20 protein-coding genes are annotated in these 24,048 nt (G+C 67.7%); 16 read left to right on the forward strand and 4 right to left on the reverse strand.

Translation table 11 applies throughout. From position 1 onward, the window contains the following. The first annotated feature begins 10 nt into the window (after window positions 1–10). The 5 genes from J5J86_RS16085 to cobT all read left to right on the forward strand — a co-directional run bounded on the left by J5J86_RS16085 (window position 11) and on the right by cobT (window position 8,840). A complete protein-coding gene (locus tag J5J86_RS16085; RefSeq protein ID WP_209099740.1) occupies window positions 11–1,159 on the forward strand; it encodes a DegT/DnrJ/EryC1/StrS family aminotransferase in 1,149 nt (382 codons plus the stop codon). A 232-nt stretch (window positions 1,160–1,391) separates the two neighbouring features. Further along, entirely contained in the window at window positions 1,392–2,960 is a 1,569-nt protein-coding gene (gene murJ / locus J5J86_RS16090; RefSeq protein WP_209099742.1) for a murein biosynthesis integral membrane protein MurJ, read from the forward strand. Between the two features lie 283 nt (window positions 2,961–3,243). Beyond that, window positions 3,244–4,419 (forward strand): efflux RND transporter periplasmic adaptor subunit, encoded by a 1,176-nt coding sequence (locus J5J86_RS16095; RefSeq protein ID WP_209099743.1) that lies wholly within the window; start codon window positions 3,244–3,246, stop codon window positions 4,417–4,419. 13 nt (window positions 4,420–4,432) lie between these two features. Further along, complete coding sequence (locus tag J5J86_RS16100) at window positions 4,433–7,636, forward strand: efflux RND transporter permease subunit (RefSeq protein WP_209099744.1); 3,204 nt, start codon at window positions 4,433–4,435, stop codon at window positions 7,634–7,636. A gap of 169 nt (window positions 7,637–7,805) precedes the next feature. Continuing rightward, on the forward strand, window positions 7,806–8,840 hold the full coding sequence (cobT, locus tag J5J86_RS16105) for a nicotinate-nucleotide--dimethylbenzimidazole phosphoribosyltransferase (RefSeq protein WP_209099745.1): 1,035 nt from the start codon (window positions 7,806–7,808) through the stop codon (window positions 8,838–8,840). A 4-nt stretch (window positions 8,841–8,844) separates the two neighbouring features. Here cobT and J5J86_RS16110 read toward each other — a convergent pair whose 3' ends face one another. Beyond that, a complete protein-coding gene (locus J5J86_RS16110) occupies window positions 8,845–9,909 on the reverse strand; it encodes a sensor histidine kinase (protein WP_209099746.1) in 1,065 nt (354 codons plus the stop codon). 222 nt (window positions 9,910–10,131) lie between these two features. On the opposite strand from J5J86_RS16110, the gene J5J86_RS16115 reads away from it, so the two are divergent. From J5J86_RS16115 to J5J86_RS16145, 7 genes are all read left to right on the forward strand, one after another. Next, window positions 10,132–10,629: a thermonuclease family protein gene (locus J5J86_RS16115; RefSeq protein WP_247657640.1), complete on the forward strand. Its 498-nt coding sequence runs from the start codon at window positions 10,132–10,134 to the stop codon at window positions 10,627–10,629. A 75-nt stretch (window positions 10,630–10,704) separates the two neighbouring features. Next, window positions 10,705–11,322, forward strand: a complete 618-nt coding sequence (locus tag J5J86_RS16120; RefSeq protein WP_209099748.1) for a glutathione S-transferase family protein — start codon at window positions 10,705–10,707, stop codon at window positions 11,320–11,322. Between the two features lie 3 nt (window positions 11,323–11,325). Next, window positions 11,326–12,069: an MBL fold metallo-hydrolase gene (locus tag J5J86_RS16125; protein WP_209099750.1), complete on the forward strand. Its 744-nt coding sequence runs from the start codon at window positions 11,326–11,328 to the stop codon at window positions 12,067–12,069. Continuing rightward, entirely contained in the window at window positions 12,062–12,766 is a 705-nt protein-coding gene (locus J5J86_RS16130) for a uracil-DNA glycosylase family protein (protein WP_209099752.1), read from the forward strand. Before J5J86_RS16125 ends, J5J86_RS16130 begins: the two co-directional genes overlap by 8 nt. Window positions 12,767–12,789: 23 nt before the next feature. Then, complete coding sequence (locus J5J86_RS16135) at window positions 12,790–13,482, forward strand: haloacid dehalogenase type II (protein WP_209099754.1); 693 nt, start codon at window positions 12,790–12,792, stop codon at window positions 13,480–13,482. An 82-nt stretch (window positions 13,483–13,564) separates the two neighbouring features. Continuing rightward, the gene (locus tag J5J86_RS16140; protein WP_209099756.1) at window positions 13,565–14,698 is read left to right on the forward strand and encodes an Mrp/NBP35 family ATP-binding protein; all 1,134 of its coding nucleotides are present in this window, start codon (window positions 13,565–13,567) and stop codon (window positions 14,696–14,698) included. Window positions 14,699–14,833: 135 nt separating this feature from the next. Next, window positions 14,834–15,925: a TRAP transporter substrate-binding protein gene (locus tag J5J86_RS16145; RefSeq protein ID WP_209099758.1), complete on the forward strand. Its 1,092-nt coding sequence runs from the start codon at window positions 14,834–14,836 to the stop codon at window positions 15,923–15,925. Window positions 15,926–16,061: 136 nt separating this feature from the next. Here J5J86_RS16145 and J5J86_RS16150 read toward each other — a convergent pair whose 3' ends face one another. Then, window positions 16,062–16,475, reverse strand: coding sequence for a hypothetical protein (locus tag J5J86_RS16150; protein WP_209099760.1), 414 nt, complete (start codon window positions 16,473–16,475; stop codon window positions 16,062–16,064). Between the two features lie 238 nt (window positions 16,476–16,713). Between J5J86_RS16150 and J5J86_RS16155 the strand changes: the two genes are divergently transcribed. From J5J86_RS16155 to sciP, 4 genes are all read left to right on the forward strand, one after another. Further along, a complete protein-coding gene (locus J5J86_RS16155; protein ID WP_209105414.1) occupies window positions 16,714–17,640 on the forward strand; it encodes a glycine--tRNA ligase subunit alpha in 927 nt (308 codons plus the stop codon). A gap of 22 nt (window positions 17,641–17,662) precedes the next feature. Continuing rightward, window positions 17,663–18,967 carry an MFS transporter gene (locus J5J86_RS16160; protein WP_209099762.1) on the forward strand — a complete coding sequence of 435 codons (1,305 nt, stop codon included), beginning with the start codon at window positions 17,663–17,665 and terminating at the stop codon, window positions 18,965–18,967. Window positions 18,968–19,068: 101 nt separating this feature from the next. Then, window positions 19,069–21,303, forward strand: coding sequence for a glycine--tRNA ligase subunit beta (gene glyS, locus J5J86_RS16165; RefSeq protein WP_209099764.1), 2,235 nt, complete (start codon window positions 19,069–19,071; stop codon window positions 21,301–21,303). A 469-nt stretch (window positions 21,304–21,772) separates the two neighbouring features. Continuing rightward, the gene (gene sciP, locus J5J86_RS16170) at window positions 21,773–22,048 is read left to right on the forward strand and encodes a CtrA inhibitor SciP (protein ID WP_127089660.1); all 276 of its coding nucleotides are present in this window, start codon (window positions 21,773–21,775) and stop codon (window positions 22,046–22,048) included. A gap of 217 nt (window positions 22,049–22,265) precedes the next feature. On the opposite strand, the gene phnN is transcribed toward sciP, so the two are convergent. Together phnN and J5J86_RS16180 are read right to left on the reverse strand one after the other, a co-directional pair. After that, window positions 22,266–22,868: a phosphonate metabolism protein/1,5-bisphosphokinase (PRPP-forming) PhnN gene (phnN, locus tag J5J86_RS16175; RefSeq protein WP_209099766.1), complete on the reverse strand. Its 603-nt coding sequence runs from the start codon at window positions 22,866–22,868 to the stop codon at window positions 22,266–22,268. Next, the gene (locus J5J86_RS16180) at window positions 22,865–24,016 is read right to left on the reverse strand and encodes an alpha-D-ribose 1-methylphosphonate 5-triphosphate diphosphatase (RefSeq protein WP_446698691.1); all 1,152 of its coding nucleotides are present in this window, start codon (window positions 24,014–24,016) and stop codon (window positions 22,865–22,867) included. The genes phnN and J5J86_RS16180 overlap by 4 nt, the downstream gene beginning before the upstream one ends. Between the last annotated feature and the right edge of the window lie 32 nt (window positions 24,017–24,048).

Raw genomic sequence — 24,048 nt, forward strand, 5'->3', positions numbered from 1 at the left:
GGGACATTTCATGACTTCCCACGTGACCTCGCAGATGGCACCCATCCCCTTCATCGACGTGGCCGCCCAGCGCGCCCGGCTTGGCGCGCGCATCGACCGCGCGGTGTCCTCGGTGCTGGAGAGCTGCCGCTTCATCAATGGGCCGGAAGTGGCGATGCTGGAGGAACAGCTCGCCGCCTTCGCCGGCGCCAAATATGCAGTCTCCTGCTCCAGCGGCACGGATGCGCTGGCCATGCTGCTGATGGCCTGGGGCGTGAAGGCGGGGGACGCGGTCTTCTGCCCGGCCTTCACATTCTGCGCCACCGCCGAGGTGGTGCCGTGGGTGGGCGCCACCGCCGTGTTTGTGGACGTGCTGCCCGACACCTTCAACATGGATGCCGCCTCCCTGGAGCGCGCCATCGGCATCGCCAAGGCCAAGGGCCTGACCCCCAAGGTGGTCATTCCCGTGGACCTGTTCGGCCAAGCGGCGGACTATGACGCCATCCTGCCGGTGGCCGAGGCCCATGGCCTGAAAGTGCTGTGCGACACCGCCCAGGGCTTCGGCGCCACCTGGCGCGGCCAGCGCACCGGCAGCATCGGCCATGCCACCGCCACCTCCTTCTTCCCGGCCAAGCCGCTCGGCTGCTACGGCGATGGCGGCGCCATCTTCACCGATGACGCTGACCTCGTGAGCGTACTCAAGAGCGTGCGCGAGCACGGCCAGGGCACGGACAAGTATGAGAATGTGCGCATCGGCATGACCGCCCGCCTCGACACCATCCAGGCGGCGGTGCTGATCGAGAAGCTGGACATCTTCGAGGACGAGATCGCGGCGCGCGACCGCGTCGCCAAGCGCTACAACGAAATGCTGGGCGATGTGGCCACGGTTCCGGTGGTGGACCCGCGCGCCACCTCCATCTGGGCGCAATACACCATCCGCCTCGCCCCCGGCCGGCGCGATGCCCTCGCCGATGCGCTGAAGAAGGACGGCATCCCCACCGCCGTCTATTATCGCATCCCCATGCATCGCCAGCCGGCTTACAGCCACTTCCCCAGCGATGCCGCCCCCGTGGCGGAGGCGCTCTGCCCGGAAGTGATCAGCCTGCCCATGCATGCCTATCTCGGCCAGGCGACGCAGGATCGAATCGTGACCGCCGTCCGCCGCGCTTTGGCGGGCTGAGCGGGCAAGGCCGCGCACGGCGCGCGGCACGGACATGAAGAGGGCCGGCCGCCATGGCCGGCCCTTTTTCATGGGGGCGACCTGAATGCGGCCCGTGGCCCCGCGGCCTCAGAATGCGGGCCGGGCGAAGCGGGCAGGGGCTGCGGCATCGCCCGGCCTTCCCGCAGATAGCGATACAATCGGACCCGAACGTGCAATAGCCTGCCGCCAGACGCGGCGATAAAGCGGACCCATGTTCAAAAGCATCCTCTCCGTCGGCGGACTGACCCTGCTTTCGCGCCTCGCCGGCTTCGTGCGGGACGTGGTGATGGCGGCCGTACTCGGCGCCGGGCCGGTGGCGGATGCCTTCCTGGTGGCTTTCCGCCTGCCCAATCATTTCCGCGCCATCTTCGCCGAGGGCGCCTTCAACGCCGCCTTCGTGCCCACTTATTCGCGGCTGCGGGAGCAGGGGGGCGTGGCCACGGCCCGGGAGTTTGCCAACGAGATTCTCACCGCCATGGCACTGGTGCACGCCGTGCTGCTGGCTCTGGCGCTGGGCTTTACGGCGGATTTTGTGGGGCTGCTGGCGCCGGGCCTCAAGGAGAATCCCGAGCGGTTCCAACTGGCGGTGTCGCTCACCCGCATCACCTTTCCCTATCTGGCGCTCATTTCGGTCGCCACCCTCATCTCCGGCGCGCTCAACGCCTCCAACCGCTTCGCCATGGCGGCGGCCTCGCCCATTTTGCTGAATGTCTGCATGGTGGGGACGCTGCTTTCGGCGGCCGCCTTTCCCACCGCCGGCCATGCGGCGGCCTGGGGCGTGCTGCTGTCGGGCATCGGGCAGGTGCTGCTGGTGGGATGGGATGCGGAGCGCAGCGGCATCGGCCTGCGCTTCTCCCGGCCCCACCTCAATCCCGGAACGCGGCAATTCCTCAAGGCGCTGGGCCCCGCCATCATCGGCTCGGCCGGGGTGCAGATCGCGCTGTTCGCCGACACCATCATCGCCACTTTCCTGCCCTCGGGCGCGCTCTCAGCGCTTTATTATGCCGATCGCATCAACCAATTGCCCATCGGCGTGGTGGGAATCGCCATTGGCACCGTGCTGCTGCCGGAAATGTCCCGGCGTCTGGCCGCGGGGGATGATGCGGGCGCGGCCCATGCGCAGGCGCGTTCCATCGAGTTCGCGGTGCTGCTCTCGCTGCCTTTCGTTGTGGCGGCGCTCCTCATTCCCGACCTCACCATGCGTGCCCTGTTCGCGCGCGGCGCCTTCACACGGGGTGATGCGGCGGAGGCGGCCGCGACATTGCAGGCCTATGGGGTGGGGCTCATCGCCTTCGTGGTGTTGCGGGCCTTCATCGCGCCGTTCCATGCCCGCGGCGATACGACGACGCCCATGGTCGCCTCGCTGACCGCCGTGGGCATCAATGTGGCGCTGAAATTCGCGCTCATGGGGACGCTGGCGCAGGTGGGCCTTGCGCTGGCCACCGCCATTGGCGGCTGGATCAATCTCGGCCTCCTCATCTTCTTCGCCCACCGGCGCGGGCTGCCGCTTGGCGATGCGCGGCTGCCGGGAAATCTCGGGCGCCTTCTGGTCTGTGGCCTGGTGCTGGCGGGGGTCCTGCTCGGTGCCGACCCGATCGCGCGCCTCCTAACGGCGCACCTTGCCGTCGCGCGGGAGGAACTGGTCTTCCTGGCCGTGGTGCTGACGGGGGGACTTGCCTATCTCGCCACGGTCATCGTGTTTTTCGGCCGACGCTTCCTCGCGCCGCTGCTGCGCCGGCGGGGGACCGCCGCCCCTGCGCCGACGGACAAGGAGCCATGAGGCGCCGGACCGGGCGATGAAGCGGTCGTGACCACCCTCATCACGGTCGCAGCAGCTTGAGCGCCGATACGCGAAGCCCGAGGGCCTGCAGGAGGTTCAATCACACCGCCGTCTGCGCCGAGGCCGCGATTCAGAGGATCTTGGCTTGCCGTTAGGGATTTTGCATTGCACACGTCTGTGCTATGCGAGCGGCTGTGGCAAACGGCTCGTCGGTTGCGGGAAGCGCCGTTCTTCGCCCTGACAATGAAATGGCGCGCCTCAAGTCGCCCTGTCGGAGCACTCTATGTCCGTCCAGCCGCATCGCGTAGCGATCACTGCGTTCGTCCTGTCTGCCCTCGTTGCGCTTGCTGGCTGCGGCCAGCCGCAGCAACAGCAGCAGCAGGCTGCGCCGCCGCCGCCCACGGTCACCGTGGCCAAACCCCAGCCGCGCACCATCACCGATTATGACGAATATGTCGGCCGCTTCGCCGCCATCGACCGGGTGTCGGTCAATGCGCGCGTGTCCGGCTACCTGGATAAGATCAGTTTCACCGACGGCCAGATGGTGAAGGAGGGCGACCTGCTCTTCACCATCGACCAGCGGCCCTACAAGATCGCGCTGCAGCAGGCGGAGGCCAACCTCGCCCAGGCGAAGGCCAATCTGGACTACGCCACCACCGATCTGGAGCGCGCCCGCACCCTGATCGAGGACAAGACGTCCAACGCCATCTCCAAGCAGACCTTCGACCAGCGCACCCAGACCCAGCGCACGGCCGCGGCCACCGTCCAGGCGCAGGAAGCGGCGGTCAACCAAGCCAAGCTCGATCTTCAGTTCACTGAGCTGCGCGCGCCCATCACCGGTCGCATCGGCGACCGGCGGGTGTCGGTGGGCAATTATGTGGTCGGCGGCGCGGGTGCCTCGCCCACGCTTCTGGCCATCATCGTCTCGACCGATCCCATCTATTTCGAGTTCACCTTCGACGAAGCCTCCTTCCTGCGTTACCAGCGCCTGATGGGCGGCGCGGATGTGAGCGGCTCCAAGGTCGATCTCAAGCTGATTGACGACAAAGGCTGGCCCTATCACGGCAAGATGGACTTCCTGAACAACATCGTGGACCGCGAGACCGGCACCATCCGGGGCCGCGCGGTGTTCGAGAATTCCAAGGACCTGTTCCGTCCCGGCATGTTCGGCCGGGTGCGGGTGGCCTCCTCGGCGCCCTATGAGGCGCTGACCGTGCCGGACACGGCCATCGGCAGCGAGCAGACCCAGAAGTTCGTTTATGTGGTGGGCCCGGAGAACACGGTGCAGGTGCGCCCGGTGGTGCTTGGGCCCCTGGAGGGGCCGCTGCGCGTGATCAAGTCCGGCTTGAAGCCCGACGACGTGGTGGTGGTGAACGGCCTGATGCGCGTGCGTCCTGGCGTCAAGGTCACCCCTCAGGAGGAAAAGCCAGCCGCGGCACCCTCGGCCCAGGCCAAGTGAGGGGGACGGCACCATGCGCTTGTCCCATTTCTTCATCGACCGCCCGATCTTTGCCTGGGTGGTCTCCATTGTCATCGTGATCCTGGGCGCGGTCACCTATCTGCGCCTGCCCGTGGCGCAATATCCCGAGATCGCGCCGCCCGTCATCAACGTCACCGGCCAATATCCCGGCGCCAGCGCCGAGACCGTGGCCGAGACCGTGGTGGCGCCCATCGAGCAGCAGATCAACGGCGTGGAGGGGATGCTTTACATCTCCTCCAACTCCACCGCCGATGGCCGCTTCTCCATTTCGGTGACCTTCGACCTCGGCACCAACCTGGATATCGCCCAGGTGCAGGTGCAGAACCGCGTCGCCATCGCCGAGCCGCGCCTGCCCTCCGAGGTGCAGCAGGTGGGCGTGGTCACCGCCAAGTCCTCGCCGGACCTGATGCTGGTGGTGAGCCTCTACTCACCTGATGGCAGCCGCGATCCGCTCTTCCTGTCCCATGTGGCCAACGTCCAGATCAAGGACGTGCTGTCGCGCATTGACGGCGTCGGCTCCATCACGGTGTTCGGCTCCCGTGAATACGCCATGCAGGTCTGGCTTGACCCGACCCGGCTTCAGGAACTGAACCTGACCGCGGGCGACGTGGTCACCGCCTTGCGCGCCCAGAACGTGCAGGTGGCCTCCGGCGTGCTGAACCAGCCGCCCGTGCCGCAGCAGCGCGCCTTCCAGGTGGCGGTGCGCACCCTCGGCCGACTGTCCGATCCCGAGCAGTTCGGCAATGTGGTCATCAAGCAGACCGAGACCGCCCTGGTGCGCCTGAAGGACGTGGCCAAGGTCGAGATTTCGGCCCAGGACTATGCCTCCACGTCGTTCCTCGACAAGGACTTGTCGGTCTCGCTGGGCGTGTTCCAGCGCCCGGGCTCCAACGCGCTCGCCACCGGCAATGCCATCGTCGCGGAGATGCAGCGGCTCGGCAAGGAACTGCCGAGCGGCGTGAAGTACGCCATCTATTACAATCCCACCGAGTTCATCCAGCAGTCGGTGGAAGCGGTCATTCACACCATCGCCGAAGCCATTGTGCTCGTGGTTCTGGTGGTGATCCTCTTCCTGCAGACCTGGCGGGCGGCGATCATCCCGATCCTCGCCATCCCGATCTCGCTGGTGGGCACCTTCTTCTTCATGTCGCTGTTCGGCTTCTCGCTGAACAACCTGTCCTTGTTCGGACTGGTGCTCGCCATCGGCATCGTGGTCGACGACGCCATCGTGGTGGTGGAGAATGTGGAGCGCAACATCGCGGCCGGCCTCTCGCCACGGGACGCGGCCTACCGCTCCATGGATGAGGTGGGCGGAGCGCTTGTGGCCATTTCGCTGGTGCTGGCCTCGGTGTTCATTCCCACCGCCTTCATCACCGGCATTTCCGGCCAGTTCTATCGGCAGTTCGGCCTCACCATCGCCGGCTCGACCCTGATCTCGCTGCTGGTGTCGCTGACATTGTCGCCGGCCATGTGCGCGGTGCTGCTGAAGCCCCATCGGGAGAACCACAAGGTGGCCTGGTATGCCCGGCCTCTGCATGGCTTCTTCCGCATCTTCAATCGCGGCTTCGAGGGGCTGGGCAACGGCTATGCCTGGCTCACCTCGCGCCTGGTGCGCATCGTGGCGGTGGTGCTGATTGCCTATGCGGGCATCCTGGCTTTTGGCGGCCATCTGTTCGTCTCGACCCCGCAGGGCTTCATCCCGCAGCAGGATCGCGGCTACCTGATCGTGGTCGCGCAATTGCCGCCGGGCGCCGCCATGCAGCGCACGGAAGAGGTGATGAAGCGGGCGGCGGACCTGGTGTTGGGCACCCCGGGCGTCGGCCATATCGTCAACATTGCCGGCTTCTCGGGCGCCACCTTCACCAATGCGCCCAATGCGGGCGCCATGTTCGTCATCCTGGAGCCGTTCTCCGAGCGCCAGAACGATCCGGGACGATCGGCGGGCGCGGTTCAGCGGCAATTGTTCGGCAAGCTCGCCGCCATCCAGGAAGCCATGATGATCGTGGTGCAGCCGCCGCCCGTGCAGGGCATCGGCAATGCCGGTGGCTTCCGCATGATGGTGGAGGACCGCACCGGCGCCGGCTACAAGGCGCTGCAGAACGCCACCTATGCCATGATGGGCGCGGCGGCTCAGACGCCGGGCCTGATGCAGGTCTATTCGCTGTTCGAGACCTCGACCCCGCAGATGTATCTCGACATCGACCGGGCCAAGGCGCAGCTCCTGCAGGTGGACATCGCCAATGTGTTCGCCGCGCTTCAGACCTATATCGGCTCCACCTATGTGAACGACTTCAACCTCTTCACCCGCACCTTCCGCGTGCAGGTGCAGGCGGATGCGGCGTTCCGCATGGATCCGAACGACATTCTGAAGATCCGGGTGCGCAATGCCAGCGGCGAGACCGTCCCGCTCGGCTCCTTCACCACCATGCATGACCTGACGGGTCCCTATCGCGTGGCCCGCTACAATCTCTATCCGGCGGCGGAGCTCGATGGCTCGCCGGCGCCGGGCTATTCCCAGGGCCAGGCCATGCAGATCATGCAAGGCCTCGCCGCCCAGGTGCTGCCGCAGGGCTTCGCCTATGAATGGACGGCGCTGGCCTACCAGCAGCAGCGGGCCGGCAACACCGCCATCTTCGCGTTTGCCCTCGGCGTGGTGTTCGTCTTCCTGGTGCTGGCGGCCCAATATGAGAGCCTGACTTTGCCTTTGGCAGTCATTCTCATCGTGCCCATGTGCCTGGTGGCCGCCTTGGGCGGGGTGATCTTGCGCGGGATGGACAATAACGTCCTGACCCAGGTGGGCTTCGTGGTGCTCATCGGCCTTGCGGCGAAGAACGCGATCCTGATCGTGGAATTCGCCAAGCAGCTGGAGGATGAGGGCCATGGGCGCCAGGAGGCGGCGGTGGAGGCGGCGCGGTTGCGTCTGCGTCCCATCGTCATGACTTCGCTCGCCTTCATCCTGGGCGTGGTGCCGCTCGTCTGGGCGGTGGGCGCGGGCGCCGAGCTGCGTCAGGCGCTGGGCACGGCGGTGTTCTCCGGCATGATTGGGGTGACCATTTTCGGCCTCATCTTCACGCCGGTCTTCTATGTGTTCGCCCGCTGGATCGCCTCCTTCGGCAAGCGCAAGGACAAGCCGGCCCCCAAGTCGGACGACGACCACCGTCCGCCGCAAGGGGATTATGTGGCGCCGGCCGAATAGGCGGCAGCGCCCCCTGTCCTGACGCTGGAATGTCCCGCCCCGGCCACCGGGGCGGGACATTCGCTTTCAGGGCCCCGACTTGACCCGCGCGGAGACGCGGTGCAGTTCTCCCGCCCAATCCTTGCGCGCGGACCTGCGCGCCCTCTCGACCCCGCTTGCGAGCCTGTCCATGTCCCTCCCGCCCAATGCGTCCGGTCTTCCCTTCGACGACATCCGCAACCTCGTCGCCACCATGCCGGGCCCGGATATCGGCGCGCGGGTGATTGCCGAGGACCGCCAGTCGCAGCTCCTGAAGCCGCCGGGCGCGCTGGGTCGCCTGGAGGAGATCGCCATCCACCTCGCCACCTGGCAGGGCAAGGGCATTCCCACCGCTGACCGGCCCATGGTGGCGGTGTTTGCCGGCACCCATGGTGTGACGGCCAATGGCGTCTCGCCCTATCCCTCCGAAGTCACGCGGCAAATGCTGGACGCCTTCACCGCCGGCAAGGCGGCGGTGAACCAGATCTGCGCCACCTTCGATGCGGGCCTTCGGGTGTTCGACCTGGCGCTCGACCTGCCCACCGGCGACATCACCCGTGAGGCGGCGCTCGACGAGCGCGCCTGTGCAGCCACCATGGCCTTCGGGATGCAGGCCATTGCCGGCGGAGCGGATGTGCTGATCCTGGGCGAGATGGGCATCGGCAACACCACGGTCGCCGCTGCCATCTGCCACGCCCTCTATGGCGGCACGGCGCAGGACTGGGTGGGCGCCGGCACCGGCGCCACCGGCGACGTCCTCGCCCGCAAGATCGAGGCGGTGCGCAAGGCGGTGGCCCTACACGGACCGGCAAGCGGCGGCGATCCGCTGGAGGTGCTGCGGCGGTTGGGCGGTCGGGAACTGGCCGCCATTGCCGGCGCCATCCTCGCCGCCCGCCACGAGCGCGTGCCCGTGATTCTGGACGGCTATGTGGTCACCGCCGCCGCCGCCATTCTCCAGGCGCTGGACCCCGGCGCGCTGGACCATTGCCTCGCCGGCCATGTGTCGGACGAGAAGGCCCACCGTGCGCTGCTCGACCATCTGGGCCTGCGCCCGCTGCTGGATTTCGGCATGCGCCTCGGCGAGGGGTCAGGCGGTGCTCTGGCGGTGGGGCTCATCAAGGCCGCGGTCGCCTGCCACAAGGGCATGGGCACCTTCGCGGAAGCCGGCGTCTCCGACAAGGACTGAGGCGTCACGCCCCCGCGCGGGGCGGCAGCCGCCGGGCGGCGGGGAAGGAAATCTCCGCGCGTGTGCCGCCCTCGGCGCGCCGGGCGAGCGTGAGGCGGGCGCCATGCAGGTCGGCAAGCCCGCGCACGATGGCAAGCCCGAGGCCGGCTCCGCGCCCGCTCACCGGGTCCGTGGCGCTCTCGCGGGAGCGGGCGGCGCCGGTCAGCGGCAGTTCCGCATCGCCGATTCCCGGCCCGGTATCGTCCACGCACACGCAGGGCTCGCCCGCCGCGGTCACTCCGCTCGAAAGGCGCACCATGCCACCGGCCGGCGTGAACTTCACGGCATTGGCCAGCAGGTTCAGCGTGATCTGCCGCATGGCCCGCTCGTCCGCCCACAGACGCGGTGCGCCCGCGATGTCGCCGACGGAAAGCCGCACCCCCCGGTCCGCCGCAGAAAGGCGCATCATGTGGGCGCAGTCCTCCAGCAGGGGGCCAAGCGATACGGCGGTCTCCAGCAATGTCCGATGCCCGGTCTCGATGCGGGCAAGGTCCAGGATGTCGTCGGCAAGCGCCAGCAGGTGGCGGCCGGAGCTGTGGATGTCGCGGGCATAGCCCCGATAGGCCGGCACGGAGTGGGGGCCGAGCACCTCGTCCGCCATCATTTCCGAAAAGCCGATGACCGAATTGAGGGGCGTGCGCAGTTCGTGGCTCATTTCGGCCAGGAAGCGGGACTTGGCAGCGTTCTCTCCCTCGGCCTGACGCAGGGCGGAAAGGGTCTCCTCCGCTTGCCGGCGGCACCGCTCCAGTTGGGACGCGAGGGCCGTGGAGCGGGCGCGCAGGCGGTGGAGGGTCGCGGCGGCGACGGCGAGTGCGCCGGCTGCGCAGCCGAGCAGCAGGCGAGCCCCCGGTTCGGCCTCCGCTCCCAGCGCCGCCACGGCGGCCACCGCCGCCGTCGCCCAAAGGCCGGGGAGCATGAGGGTGGAGAGCGCGGCGGACGGAGGGGGCAGGGGGAATCCGGGATCATGCGCCCGTGCCACCGGTTCGGTGGGCAGAGCGTGCCGGTCGCCAGAGGGTAAGGGTCGATCCATGGCCCTTGCATTCCGCGCCCCGGCGGAGGGGTGAGTCCGTCCGCATGAGGATGGAAGCGACTCCTGCGGCAAGAGGGTTAGCGGAAGGTTAACGGCAGGCGGACCCAGCCGTTCCATGCCTTTGTATGCCCTGGATTCTCGCGGAAGGGTGGCTGGAACGTCACGGCCGGCGCGCGGGAGATTGCATACATCCGGGAAGAATGGCACCTGATCGGAATGTCCATGCGCGACCTCCTTACCGCCATCCTGGTCCTCGCCGCCCTTGCGGGCCTTGCGCGGCTCATCACGCGCGGCGAGGAGGCGGTGGGGCCGGCGCGGGCGGTGGATGGCGACACGCTGGAGATTCTCGGCCAGAGGGTGCGCCTGTCCGGGATCGATGCGCCGGAACTGGCCCAAACCTGCGGCACCGGCGAGGCGCTCTGGCCCTGCGGCGCCGAGGCGCGGACCCATCTTGCGAGCCTGGTGCGGATGCACATCGTCTCCTGCCGGGGCAGCCGGCATGACCGCTACGGCCGGCTGGTGGCCGTCTGCTCGGTAGGGGAAGGAGAGGACGCCAGCGACCTTGCGGCTGACATGGTCACCTCCGGTTTTGCCATCGCCGCGACCGGCAAGGGCTACAAGACCCTGCAGGCGGAGGCCCAGGCGCGGGGCCGGGGCATCTGGTCGGGCCCGTTCCAGCGGCCGGCGGACTGGCGGTCCGCCCATGCCGCCGGCCCCTGAGACGCCCGCGCGCTGCCTTGACGCGGTAGGCGCGCCATGGTCTGTCGGCTGCAAAATGTGAGGAGACGCCGCACCATGAAGCTCTTTCTCTCCGCCCGCGCCCCCAATCCCCGCCGCGTGCAGTTCTTCCTCGCCGAGAAGGGCATCACCGTGCCCGAGGTGATGGTGGATCTCGCCGCTAAGGAGCACATGGGCGAGGCCTTCCTGCGGATCAATCCGCGCGCCAAGGTGCCGGTGCTGGAGCTGGATGACGGCACCCACATTTGCGAATCCATCGCCATCTGCCGCTATTTCGAAGCGCTCCAGCCCGAGCCCAACCTGTTCGGCGCGACGCCCCGCGAGCAGGGCCTGGTGGAGATGTGGCAGCGCCAGATGGAAATCGAGCTGATGCAGGCAGTGCAGTTCGCCTTCCGGCATCTGCACCCTGCCATGGCCGAGCGGGAAGTGCCGCAGGTGAAGGAATGGGGCGAGGCCAACAAGGCCAAGGTGTTGAATTTTCTGGGCTACCTGGATCGCCATCTGGCCGACAAGGCCTATATCGCCCTCGATCGCTTTACGGTGGCTGATATCACCGCCATCGTGGCCATCGACTTCATGCGTGCCGCCCGCATGGCAGTGCCGGAGGAGATGGTCCATGTGGGCCGCTGGCGGGCGCAGGTTTCGGCCCGCCCGGCGGCAAAAGCGGGAGCCTGAGGCATGCGTCTGACGGTGGTTGGATCGGGGGATGCCTTCTGTTCCGGTGGGCGGGGCACCACCTGCTTTCATGTGGAGGCCGATGGCTTCCGCATGGCCATCGACTATGGCGCCAGCGCACAGCTCGGCTGCAAGAGCCTCGGCCTGAAGGTGGAAGAACTCGATGTGGTGGTTCTCTCCCACCTGCATGGCGACCATTTCGCTGGCCTGCCCTTCCTGATCCTCGACGGCCAGCTGGGGACGCGACGCGACAAGCCCCTGCGCATCTTCGGCCCGCCTGGCACGCAGGCGCGCCTCCACGTGGTCATGGAGGCGCTCTATCCCGGCATCACCGGCAATCGCTGGCGGTTCGACTGGTCGGTGGAGGAGGTGGCGCCCGGCACGCCGGTGCCGGTGGGGCCCTTCACCCTCGCCACCGCCGAGGTGCTCCATTCCTCCGGCGCCCCGTCCACGGCGGTGCGGTTCGAGGGGCAGGGGAAGACGCTGGCCTATTCCGGCGACACCGCCTGGACGCCCGTATTGTTCGAGGTGGCGCGGGACGCGGACCTCTTCATCTGCGAATGCTACCGCTTCGATGGCGCTCCCACCGGCCACATGGCCTATGAGACCATCGCCGCCAACCGGCACGGCTTCTCGGCGCGGCAGATGATGCTCACCCATATGAGCGACGACATGTGGGCGCATCGGGACCAGGTGGATGGCTCCCGCTTCCTCGTGGCCCGGGATGGCCTCGTCCTTGATGTCTGACGAGAACGGTCCGCAGGGGAACGGCCTCGCGGACCTTCTGGCCGCGATCCGCGCCTGCCGGGCCTGCGTCGAGGCGCCGCTCGGCGCGCCCATGCCCCACCAGCCCCGGCCGGTGCTTCGCGTGTCCGCCACCGCCCGCATCCTCGTGGCGAGCCAGGCGCCGGGCACGAAGGTTCATCTTTCCGGCCTGCCCTTTACCGATGCCTCGGGGGATCGCCTGCGGGCCTGGATGGGCGTGGACAAGCCCGTCTTCTACGACGAAGCGCGCATCGCCATCGCGCCCATGGGCTTCTGCTTTCCCGGTCAGGACGCGGCGGGCGGCGATCTGCCGCCCCGGCGGGAATGCGCACGGCTCTGGCATGACCGCCTGTTCGCCACCTTGCCCCCCTTCGATCTCGTACTTGCCATCGGCCGCCCGGCCCAGGCCTATCATCTGAAGCGACTGGGCCTCGGCCATCTTCTGGGCAAGGGGCTGACCGAGACGGTGGCCAATTGGCGGGCGGTGCGGGAGGCCGGCGGCACGCGCATCTATGCGCTGCCGCATCCTTCCTGGCGCAATACGGGCTGGCTGAAGCGCCATCCCTGGTTCGAGGCGGAGCTGGTGCCTGAGTTGCAGGCGGATATCCGTGATTTTCTTCGCCCCCGTGGCGCCGAACCGGCCTCAGGGCGGGATACATCCGCGCCGCACTCACTATAATGCGCGTGCACCGGAGCCTTCAGATGCACGCCACGTCCGCCTGCGTGTTCGACGCCTATGGCACCTTGTTCGATCTGCGCTCCGCGCTGAAGCACCACTTGCTGGTGCTGGGCGCGCCTGCGGAGCGATTCCTGGAGGTATGGCGCACCAAGCAGCTGGAATATGCCTGGACCAGCGCGCTGATGGGGCTCGACCGCAACTTTCTCGATGTGACGCGCCAGTCCCTCGATTATGCCCTGCGGGTGTGCGGCATTGCCGACGATTCCGGCGCCGCCTTGGTGGACGAGATCGCGGAAGCCTTCATGGTGCTCGATCCTTACCCAGACGTGATCCCCGCCTTGCGGGAGGTGCGCCAGTCCGGGCGCCAGGTGGTCATCCTGTCCAATGGAACCCGCAAGATGGTGACCACGGCGGTGGAGCGCGGCGGCCTTGCCGGCCTCGTGGACGAGGTGCTGAGCTGCGAGGAGATGCACACCTTCAAGCCGGACCCGCGCGGCTATGAGCTCGCCTGCGCTCATCTAAGACTGCAGCCCCGGGACATCATGTTCGTCGCCTCCAACACCTGGGACGTGGCGGGCGCCACGGCGTTCGGCTTCCCAACGGTCTGGGTCAACCGGGGGGCGGAGCCGGCGGAATATCCGTGTCTCCCCCCGGCCGCCACGGTGTCCAACCTCATCGACTTGCAGTCGTTGGTGGAGCGCGTGGACGCCAGATGAGGCCTTCCTCGCCGCCGCCACCCGTGCGAAAGGAGACGCTCGGGTGGACGCACCTGGACGGGTATGGAGTGGAGACGGCCTGATGAGCGATGTGACCGAAAACGGCGTGCGCGAGGCTCTGGCAAAGGTGCGCACCCCCGACGGGGTGCCCCTGTCCGCGTCCCCTGCCTTGTCCGGCATCGTGGTCACCAGCGGCAAGGTCTACCTGTCCATCAACGTGGATTCGGCCCAGGCGCGGGCGTGGGAGCCGGTGCGGGTGGCGGCGGAAGAGGCGGTGCGGGCGCTGCCCGGCGTTGCCTCTGCGCTGGTGGCGCTCACCGCCGAGCGCAAGATGGGCGGCCGTCCCGGCGCCGCGCCGCAGGGTGGTCCGCAAGGGGGGGGCCAGGGCGCGCCTCAAGGTGGCAAGGCCATCGAGGTGCCGGGCGTCGGCGCCATCATCGCGGTGGCCTCCGGCAAGGGGGGCGTCGGCAAGTCCACCGTCTCCATCAATCTGGCGCTCGGCCTGCGCGACCTCGGCCTGAAGGTCGGCCTTCTGGATGCGGATATCTATGGCCCTTCCGTCCCGCGCCTGTCCGGCGTGCACGGCAAGCCGGAGACCATTGACGGGCGCATGATGGTGCCGCTCGAGAATTTCGGCCTCCAGCTCATGTCCATCGGCTTCCTGGTGGACGAGGCCACCCCCATGATCTGGCGCGGGCCCATGGTCATGTCGGCGCTCACCCAGATGCTGCGCGAGGTGAAGTGGGGGCCGCTCGACGTGCTGGTGGTGGACATGCCCCCCGGCACGGGCGACGCGCAGCTCACCATGGCCCAGCAGGTCAACCTCGCCGGCGCCGTCATTGTCTCCACGCCTCAGGACCTCGCGCTGATCGACGCCCGACGGGGCATCGCCATGTTCCAGCGGGTCAACGTGCCGATTCTGGGTGTGGTGGAGAACATGTCCTATTTCATGTGCCCCCATTGCGGGGAGCGCTCGGACATTTTCGGCCATGGTGGGGCGCGGCACGAGGCCGAGGAGATCGGCGTGCCCTTCCTCGGCGAAGTGCCGCTCCACATGCGCATCCGCGAGATGTCGGACGCCGGCCTGCCCATCCTCGTGTCCGATCCGCAGAGCCCGCAGGCGGAGATCTATCGAGGCATCGCCCGCAATGTTCAGGCGGCCATGGGACGGGCCGGCGCCAGCGCCCGCAAGGCGCCGCGCATCGTGATCGAATAGCGTGGCGTCTACGCCTTTAGTACCATAGGGGGGCGGTCGCCATTGCAACCGGCTTCCGGTACAAGAATGCGGGGCGTTCCGCCGGCCGGCCTGCCGAAGCGGGATGCCAGAAGAATTTCATAGGGAGTCTCATCCATGAAACGCCGTGAGTTCCTGACTGCCGCCGGCGCCGGTGTCGCCGCCTCGACCGCCGTCGCCATGCCGGCGATCGCGCAGTCCCAGCCCGAGATCAAGTGGCGCTGCACCTCGTCCTTCCCCAAGTCCCTCGACACCATCTACGGCGCCGCCGAGCTGATGGCCAAGAACGTGGCCGAGGCCACCGACGGCAAGTTCCAGATCCAGGTCTTCGCCGCGGGTGAAATCGTCCCCGGCCTGCAGGCGCTCGACGCGACCCAGAACAAGACCGTCGAGATGTGCCACACGGCCTCTTATTACTATGTGGGCAAGGACCCAACCTTCGCGTTCGGCTCCGCCTTCCCGTTCGGCCTCAATGCCCGCCAGCTGAATTCCTGGTTCTACCATGGCGGCGGCCTCCAGGTGCTGGCCGAGTTCTACAAGAAGTACAACGTCGTGATGCTGCCGGGCGGCAATACGGGCTGCCAGATGGGCGGCTGGTTCCGCAAGGAGATCAAGTCGGTCCAGGACCTGCAGGGCCTGAAGTTCCGCATCGCCGGCATTGCCGGGCAGATCTTCTCCAAGCTCGGCGCGGTGCCGCAGCAGCTCGCCGGCGGCGACATCTATCCGGCGCTCGAAAAGGGCACCATCGACGGCGCCGAGTGGGTCGGCCCCTATGACGACGAGAAGCTCGGCCTCTACAAGGTGGCGCAGTACTACTACTATCCCGGTTGGTGGGAAGGCAGCGCCGGCCTGACCTTCTTCTACAATCAGGACAAGTGGAACGAGTTGCCCAAGGCCTACCAGGCGGTGCTGACTTCCGCCGCCGCCCAGGCCAATGGCGACATGCTGGCCAATTACGACGCCAAGAATCCTGGCGCCGTGCAGCGTCTCGTGAAGGCCGGCACCCAGCTGCGCCGCTATCCCAACGACGTCATGGACGCCTGCTTCAAGGTGGCGACCGAGATGTATGACGAGATCGGCTCCAAGAATCCGGACTTCAAGAAGATCTATGAGTCGGCTCGGCCGTTCCGGAACGAGAGCTATCTGTGGTGGCAGATCGCCGAGTATAATTACGACGACTACATGATCCGCGCGCGCAGCCGCGGCTGAGGGCGCGTAGCCTCAAGACAGTCGCCTTGAAATGAACGAAGGCCCCGGAGCAATCCGGGGCCTTTTTTGTTGCGTGTGCCTTATGCATATGCCTCTAACGCCCGCGTCGCGCGGGGGAATGCCGGCGTGGCGATGTTTATCGCGTCGCGCCAGGCGTCGCCTGGGTGCGGCCGCCTTCCTGTGCGGGGCCCTTATGGGTGTCCGGAGCGGGCGCGAGGCCGCTGCGCGGGGTCGCGGGAACGGAGCCGGTGGTATCCGTGGAACCGCCGCTGCCGCCCGGGGAGGCCTGGGTGCGGCCACCCTGCTGGGCGGGACCGGCCTGGGTGTTTTGACCGGGCTTCACGCCGCTATGGGGCGTGGGCTGCGCCGCCTGGTCGTTCCGCTGCACCGTGCCGGAGCCGGAGGCGCCGGGGGTCATGTTCGTGCGGCCGCCTTCCTGGGCCGGGCCGGTCTGGGTGTTGGGGGCAGGGGCGATGCCGCTCTGCGCCGCGGCGCCGAAGGTGGTCAGCGCCAAAGCGGCGGCGGTGAGAAGGGGAAGCGTCTTGTTCATTGAGGTCTCCTTTGTCGTCCCGCTCGCTCGTTGCAACGCCCTTGCGCCGGCTCGGTTCAATCACGCAGGCGTGTGCAGGCGGAGGCGATGCCGTAAGGGAGCGGCGGCCGCAGCGGCGCGGGATCGATGGGGAGGGCGGCCGGGGCGGGGAACGTATGGCGTTGCAATGTGATCGGCGCCTGCTCTAGTGTCCGCGCGCGTTTCGACCCCTCTTCCAGCTGCCGGAAGGCTGCCCATGATCGACCCTTCGCTGCCCGCCCACATGCGCCCCGACCGTTCCTTCCAGGGATTGCTGCTGACCTTGCAGCGCTTCTGGGCGGACCAGGGCTGCGTGGTCCTGCAGCCCTATGACATGGAAGTGGGCGCGGGCACCTTCCATCCGGCCACCACGCTGCGCGCTCTCGGACCGCGCCACTGGCGTGCCGCCTATGTGCAGCCCTCCCGCCGGCCGAAAGACGGGCGCTATGGCGAGAACCCCAATCGTCTCCAGCATTATTACCAGTTCCAGGTGATCCTGAAGCCCTCGCCCGACAACCTCCAGGAGCTCTATCTCGCCTCCCTTGATGCCATCGGCATCGACACGCTCCTCCATGACGTGCGCTTCGTGGAGGACGACTGGGAGAGCCCGACGCTGGGCGCATGGGGGCTTGGTTGGGAGTGCTGGTGCGATGGCATGGAAGTCTCGCAATTCACCTATTTCCAGCAGGTCGCGGGCTTCGAGTGTTCGCCGGTCTCCGGCGAATTGACCTATGGCCTGGAGCGCCTCGCCATGTATGTGCAGGGCGTGGAGAACGTCTACGACCTGAACTTCAACGGCCGCGAGGGCGCCGAGAAGGTCACCTATGGCGACGTCTTCCTGCAGGCCGAGCAGGAATATTCCCGGCACAATTTCGAATATGCCGACACCGACATGCTGCTGGAACAGTTCCGCATGGCCGAGGCGGCCTGCGCCAAATATCTGGCGGCGGGCGACCGGGGCGAGCGGCACCTGATGGCGCTGCCCGCCTATGACCAGTGCATCAAGGCCTCCCACGTCTTCAACCTCCTGGATGCGCGCGGCGTCATCTCGGTGACAGAGCGGCAGAGCTATATCCTGCGGGTGCGCGAACTGGCCAAGGCCTGCGGCGCCGCCTTCCTGAAGACGGAGGCCGGCGGGGCCGGCTGATCCCATGACGGGGCGGGGGCCCATGGACGAACATGCCGGGCGCGCCATACGCCTGCCTTGGAAGACGGTGGCCGCTGGCGCCGCCGGCAATGTGCTCGAATGGTACGACTTCGCGGTCTATGGCTTCTTCGCCACGGTGTTCGCGAAGGTCTTCTTTCCCCAGAGCACGCCCTTTGTGGGTCTCCTCTCCGCGTTCGCGGTGTTCGCCGCCTCCTTCCTGATGCGGCCGCTGGGTGCGGTCGTCTTCGGCACGCTGGGCGACCGGCTGGGGCGCTCGCGCGCCCTGGTCCTGTCCGCCGGGCTGATGACGGTCTCCACCGTCTCCATCGGCCTCCTGCCCAGCTATGAGATGGCCGGGATTGCGGCGCCGGTCCTCTTGTTGCTCATGCGTCTGGTGCAGGGCGTGTGCATCGGCGGCGAATACACCACCTCCGCCGTCTTCCTGGCCGAGCATGCCGCGCCGGGCCGGCGGGGCTTTGCCACCTCGTTTTCCGCCGCCGGGGTGAGCGGGGGCACGCTGATCGGCTCCGGCGTGGCCGCCGTCGTGGCGGGAACGCTCGATGCCGAGCAGTTGCAGGCCTGGGGCTGGCGCGTCCCGTTCCTGCTCGGCGTGGTGCTGGGCCTGCTGTCACTTTATCTGCGCCGCACCGCGCTCCAGGAGACGCCGCATGTTTCCGAGGGAGGGCTGCCGCTCCTTGATACGCTCCGCCACGATCTGCCCGATTTGGCGCGGGCGGTGATCCTCTCCTTCCAGGCGGGCGTCGCCTATTATCTGCTGTTCGTCTATCTGGCCACCTATCTCCAGCAGCAGGACGGGCTCTCCGCCAGCTTCACTTTGCGCCTCAACACGGTGTGCCTCGCCGTGACCATGGTGCTGGTGCCCATCTGCGCCATTGTCAGCGACAAGGTGGGGCGCCGCACCGTGGTGTTGGCAGGCATGGCGGGCCTGACGCTTCTGGCGTGGCCCCTGTTCAGCCTGTTTGGGCGCGGCGATGTGCGGCTCGCCATTATCGGCCAGATCCTTCTCGCCATGCTCTTGCCGCTGGCCAATGCGCCGCTGGCGGCCATGCTGGTGGAAATGTTTCCCCGCTGTCGGCGCTGCTCGGCGGTGGCTTTTGCCTGGAACCTGGGGGTGGGCATTGGCGGGGGGACTGCGCCCATGGTCGCCACCTTCCTGGTCGGCGACCTCAGCAGCAAGATGGCGCCGGCCCTTTATCTGGCGCTCGTCTCCGGGGTGGGGGCGCTGGCCGTCATGACGGTGAAGGACCGCCACCTGGAGCCCCTCGATTCCGATCCCGCCCAGCCGGCATCTCGACGTGCTGGCTGAAACAGAATAGACGCGGGGGCAGCCGGCCCGTCTGGTCCGCCCCCGTCCGTCCTCCGCCAACCCGCCCGGCGCGTCCGCCCGGGCAGGAAGAGCCCGATCCGATGCCCGACCTGTTTCTTGAACTGTTCAGCGAAGAAATCCCCGCCCGCATGCAGGCCCAGGCCGCCGAGGCGCTGCGCAAGCTGGTGACGGACGCCCTCGTCGAGCGCGGCCTGCTCTATGAGGGCGCGAAGGCCTTCGTGACCCCGCGCCGGCTGGCGCTGGCGGTGCATGGCCTGCCCGGCCGGCAGGCGGACAGCAAGGAAGAGCGCAAGGGGCCGCGCGTGGGCGCGCCGGAGGGGGCCATTCAGGGCTTCCTCAAGGCGACGGGCCTCGCCTCCATCGACCAGGCCACCATCCAGAGCGACCCCAAGAAGGGCGACTTCTACGTGGCGGTGGTGGAGCGGCCCGGCCGCGCCACCACGGAGGTGATCGCGGAGGTCGTGCCGCAGATCATCCGCGCCTTTCCCTGGCCGAAATCCATGCGCTGGGGCACGGGCAGCATGCGCTGGGTGCGCCCGCTCCATTCCATCGTCTGCACCTTCGGCACCGACATCGAGGAGGTGGAGGTCATCCGCTTCGAGGTGGAGGGCATCACCTCGTCTAACGTCACCTATGGCCACCGCTTCCTGGCGCCCGGCGCCATCGAGGTGAAGCGCCTGGATGACTGGCTGACCAAGCTGGAGGCCGCCAAGGTGGTGGCCGACCGCGACCGCCGCAAGTCCATCATCCTCGCCGACGCCAAGGACCTCGCCCTGGTCCACGGGCTGGAGCTGGTGGAAGATGAGGGCCTGCTGGAGGAAGTCGCGGGTCTCGTGGAATGGCCGGTGGTGCTCATCGGCTCCTTCGATGCCGCCTTCCTGGACATTCCCGACGAGGTGATCCGCGCCACCATCCGCGCCAACCAGAAGTGCTTCGTGCTGAAGGACCCGAAGACCGGCCGCCTCGCCAACCGCTTCATCCTGATCTCGAATCTGGCCGCCACCGACCAGGGCGCCGCCATCGTGGCCGGCAATGGCCGCGTCATCCGCGCCCGCCTGTCGGACGCCAAATTCTTCTGGGACACCGACCGGCGCACGGCGCTGGAGGACCGGCTGGCCAAGTTCGACCAGATCACCTTCCACGAGAAGCTGGGCAGCCAGGGCGAGCGCATCGCGCGCATTTCGCGCCTCGCCGCCGAGATTGCCCCGCAGGTGGGTGCCGATCCGGAGCTGGCCGCCCGCGCCGCCCGCATCGCCAAGGCAGACCTGCTGACCGAGGTGGTGGGCGAGTTCCCCGAATTGCAGGGCCTCATGGGCCGCTATTATGCCGAGCACGAGAAGCTGCCGGCGGAAATCGCGGCCGCCTGCGAGGACCATTACAAGCCGCAGGGCCCCTCCGACCGCGTGCCCACCGCGCCCGTCTCCGTCGCGGTGGCCCTGGCGGACAAGATCGATACGCTGGTGGGCTTCTGGGTCATCAATGAGAAGCCCACCGGCTCCAAGGATCCCTATGCCCTGCGCCGCGCCGCCTTGGGTGTGATCCGCATCGTATTGGACAACAATCTCACTCTGCCGCTGCGGCCGGTGATCGTGGCCTCCGCCCGCGCCATCCTGGGCGAGGCCCATTATGGCAGCAACCCGCTGGATGTGTTCCGCATCGACAAGCTCGCCAACAAGCTGGTGGCGGACATCCTGCACGACCTCGCACGCCGGCTCGCCAAGCTCGGCCCGGATGCGGTGCCGGACGAGGCGCAGAGGGTGGAAGGTCAGACGATCGCGGGGGACCTGGCCACCGACCTCCTCGCCTTCCTCGCCGAGCGCCTCAAGGTGCATATGCGCGAGCGCGGCGCGCGCCACGACCTCGTGGACGCCGTCTTCGCCCTGGAGGGGCAGGATGATCTTCTTCAGATCGTCCGCCGCGTGGAGGCCCTGCAGGCCTTCCTGGAGACAGACGACGGCAAGACTCTGCTGGCTGGCTATCGGCGCGCCGTGAACATCCTGCGCATCGAGGAGAAGAAGGACGGCGCCCGCTATGAAGGCCCCGCCGTTCCCGCCTTCTTCGTCGAGCCGCAGGAAGTGGCGCTGGGCGCCGCCATCGAGGAGGTGAAGGCCAAGGTGCGCGATGCCATCGCCGCCGAGGACTATGCCGGCGCCATGGCCGCCCTGGCTCGCCTGCGCGCGCCTGTGGACGCCTTCTTCGAGGATGTGACAGTGAACGCCGCCGATGGTCAGCTGCGCATCAACCGCCTCAAGCTGCTGGACGAGATTCGCGCCGCCACCCGGGGAATCGCCGATTTCGACCGCATAGAGGGATAGCCCCCTTCTTCCCCCGACGCCTGTGGCGGTGTCGGGGGAATCGGACGCGCTGGGGCGTAACCGCGCGAAAAAAGTGCATGCGGTATCGCGCTGCTTACCGCCAATTCTTAAGACTCCGCTTGCCCCTTCCGCTGGCATTGCCGCCTCAGCCGGGCACTCCTTTCGGCCTTGCGAAGGCCGCGCCCGGCCGCGTCAATGGCTCACGCACGCACTGTGGCACCTGCCCTCCCTCCTTCATTTGCAACCGGTTGCGCATGCAGCGCCCGTGGGCGGGGCCTCGGCCTCGAGTCCATCGGGGCGGCTTTCCCGCTGATCGGGAGGGACGTCTTCAAACGCCCGTGAGTCTCGCTGGGATTCATGCCCTGTTAATACAAGTAAATATCGGATTTTCTTGGGCTTTTAGGGAAATGTTCATTGCCCCGCTTCACTGTGCTCGGAGGGTTGGGTTGAGTAATGGGTGAGCGTAGCGATGACCGATGCCTATCGGCCGAGGGTGAAATACGTGATCGGCCCGGACGGAAGTCCGTTGACCGTAGCTGATCTTCCGCCACCGGACACCAGACGCTGGGTTATCCGGCGCAAAGCGGAGGTGGTGGCTGCCGTGCGCGGCGGTCTCATCAGCCTTGAGGAAGCCTGCAAGCGCTACACGCTGACGGTGGACGAATTCCTGTCGTGGCAGGCGTCCATCGATCGCCACGGATTGCCGGGCCTGCGCACCACGCGCATCCAGCATTATCGCCAGTGAGGGAAGGGCGGTGCCCAAGGCCCGCCATGGTCAGCTTCCGCGCCGGCCATTTCCCCTGCCGTAGAAGCACCGGGACCCGCCCCTATTGTCGGGTCGCCTGAAGTGAAGACGGCCTTGGCCGTGGTCTTGAGCCTGCGATGCAGGTCTTCTTCTTCACGAAGGTGTTCTTCTTCACCAGATCAGACGCATTGCCTTCACGTCTGAGGCCTGCAGGTTCTTACACGCGCGCCGGTGCGCCGTATCGTGGGCGTGGCGCGACTTCATCCGCCACGCGGCGCACGAAGCCGGCGAGTTGCATGCCGCCCTCCTGCGGCGTTCCCACATTGTTGATCTCCAGTTCGGGCGCCACATCCAGCGCCGGAGCGCGCGTGAGGCGCTCGGCGATGTCCTGGGCGCTCTCGCGGCCCCGGGCGGCCAGGCGCTGGGCGCGCACCTCCACCGGCGCCGTCACATGCACCACGTAAAGCCGGTCGAAGCGCGCCCGTGCCACCGGCAGGGTGGCCCGCGAGCCATTGGCGATGACGGTGTGGCCGGCTGAAATCCAGTCCGCCACATCCTCGCCCAGCGCGTAGCTGAGGCCATGGGCCTGCCAGCAGAGGGCAAAGCGGGGCTGAAGGCGGGTAAAGTCCTCTTCCGTCAGCGTCCCATGGGCCTCCCCCGCACCGGCCGGCCGGGTGACGAGGCGGCGGGCCACATGCACGTCGGCCCGCGCCGCCAGCGCCGTGCGGGCGATGTCGATGAGCGTGTCCTTGCCGGCGCCCGACGGCCCCACCACCAGGATCAGGGCGCCTGGCCCCAGCCGTGTCTGCGCATCGCTCATGCCACCCGACGCCCCTCGCGCCACACCCCGCGCACCACCGGCATGTCGCCGGCGAGCCCCACGCGGATGAGATCGGCCCGCCGTTCGGGGGCGATCTCTCCCCGATCCAGGAGGCCGGCGGCCTCGGCCGGTGTGCGGGAGACCATGCGCACCGCCTGTGGCAGCGATATGGCCTCTTCCCGGCGCGTGAGGTCAAAGGCGCTCCACAGGAGGGAGGAGGGCACATAGTCCGAAGACAGGATGTCGAGCAAGCCGTTGCGGGCCAGTTCCTGCGCCGAGACATTGCCGGTGTGCGAGCCGCCCCGCACCATGTTCGGCGCGCCCATGAGCACGCGGAGGCCGGCGGCATGGGACAGGCGCGCCGCTTCCAACGTGGTGGGAAATTCGGCGATGGCCACCTCATCTGCGATGGCCTCCTCCACATGCTCCGGCGTGCCGTCGTCATGGCTCGCCAGCACGACGCCACGCGCCTGCGCAAGCGCCACCAGGCGGGTGCGATTCTCTTGGGCGAAGCGGGCGTGGAAGTCGAGGCGCATGGCGACGATGACGTCCATCTCGTCGTCGGTGATGCCGCTCTTCTTTTTGTAGTAGCTGCGGAACTGCTCGATGCTCGCGAACTGGCGCTGGCCCGGCGTGTGATCCATGAGCGAGATGAGGCGGACCTCGAAGCGCTCCATCAGCGCCTGCACATCCTCCACCACGCTGTCAGTGGGAATCTCGCAGCGCAGATGGATCTGGTGGTCGGCCCGCAGCGCATCCGCCGCGCGGGCGGTGCTCAGCGCCTCGGCGAGGATGGGGGCATCGCCATCCATGCCCACCGCCTTCTTGTCCGGCCACACCCGCAGGGAATCGAACACGGTGGTGATGCCGGAAGCGGCGATCTGCGCATCATGGGCGAGCACCGCCGCCATGGGGTTCCAGCGCACCTTGGGCCGGGGCGAAAGGTGGCCTTCCACGTGGTCCGTGTGCAGTTCCACGAGGCCTGGCAGCACATAGTCGCCGGCGCAGTCGAGGGCGTCGCGCGGCGCGGCGCCGGTGCCGATTTCCACGATCCGCCCGTCACGGACGCGCACGTCGCCTTGGACCACCGCATCGGCGGTGACGATACGGGCATTGGCGAGGATCAGGTCGGGCTCGGAAGACGCCAGCGGCATCGCACTTCCTCCTTGGAGGCATGTTC

This window comes from Aquabacter sp. L1I39 (assembly GCF_017742835.1).
Classification (GTDB): Bacteria; Pseudomonadota; Alphaproteobacteria; order Rhizobiales; family Xanthobacteraceae; genus L1I39.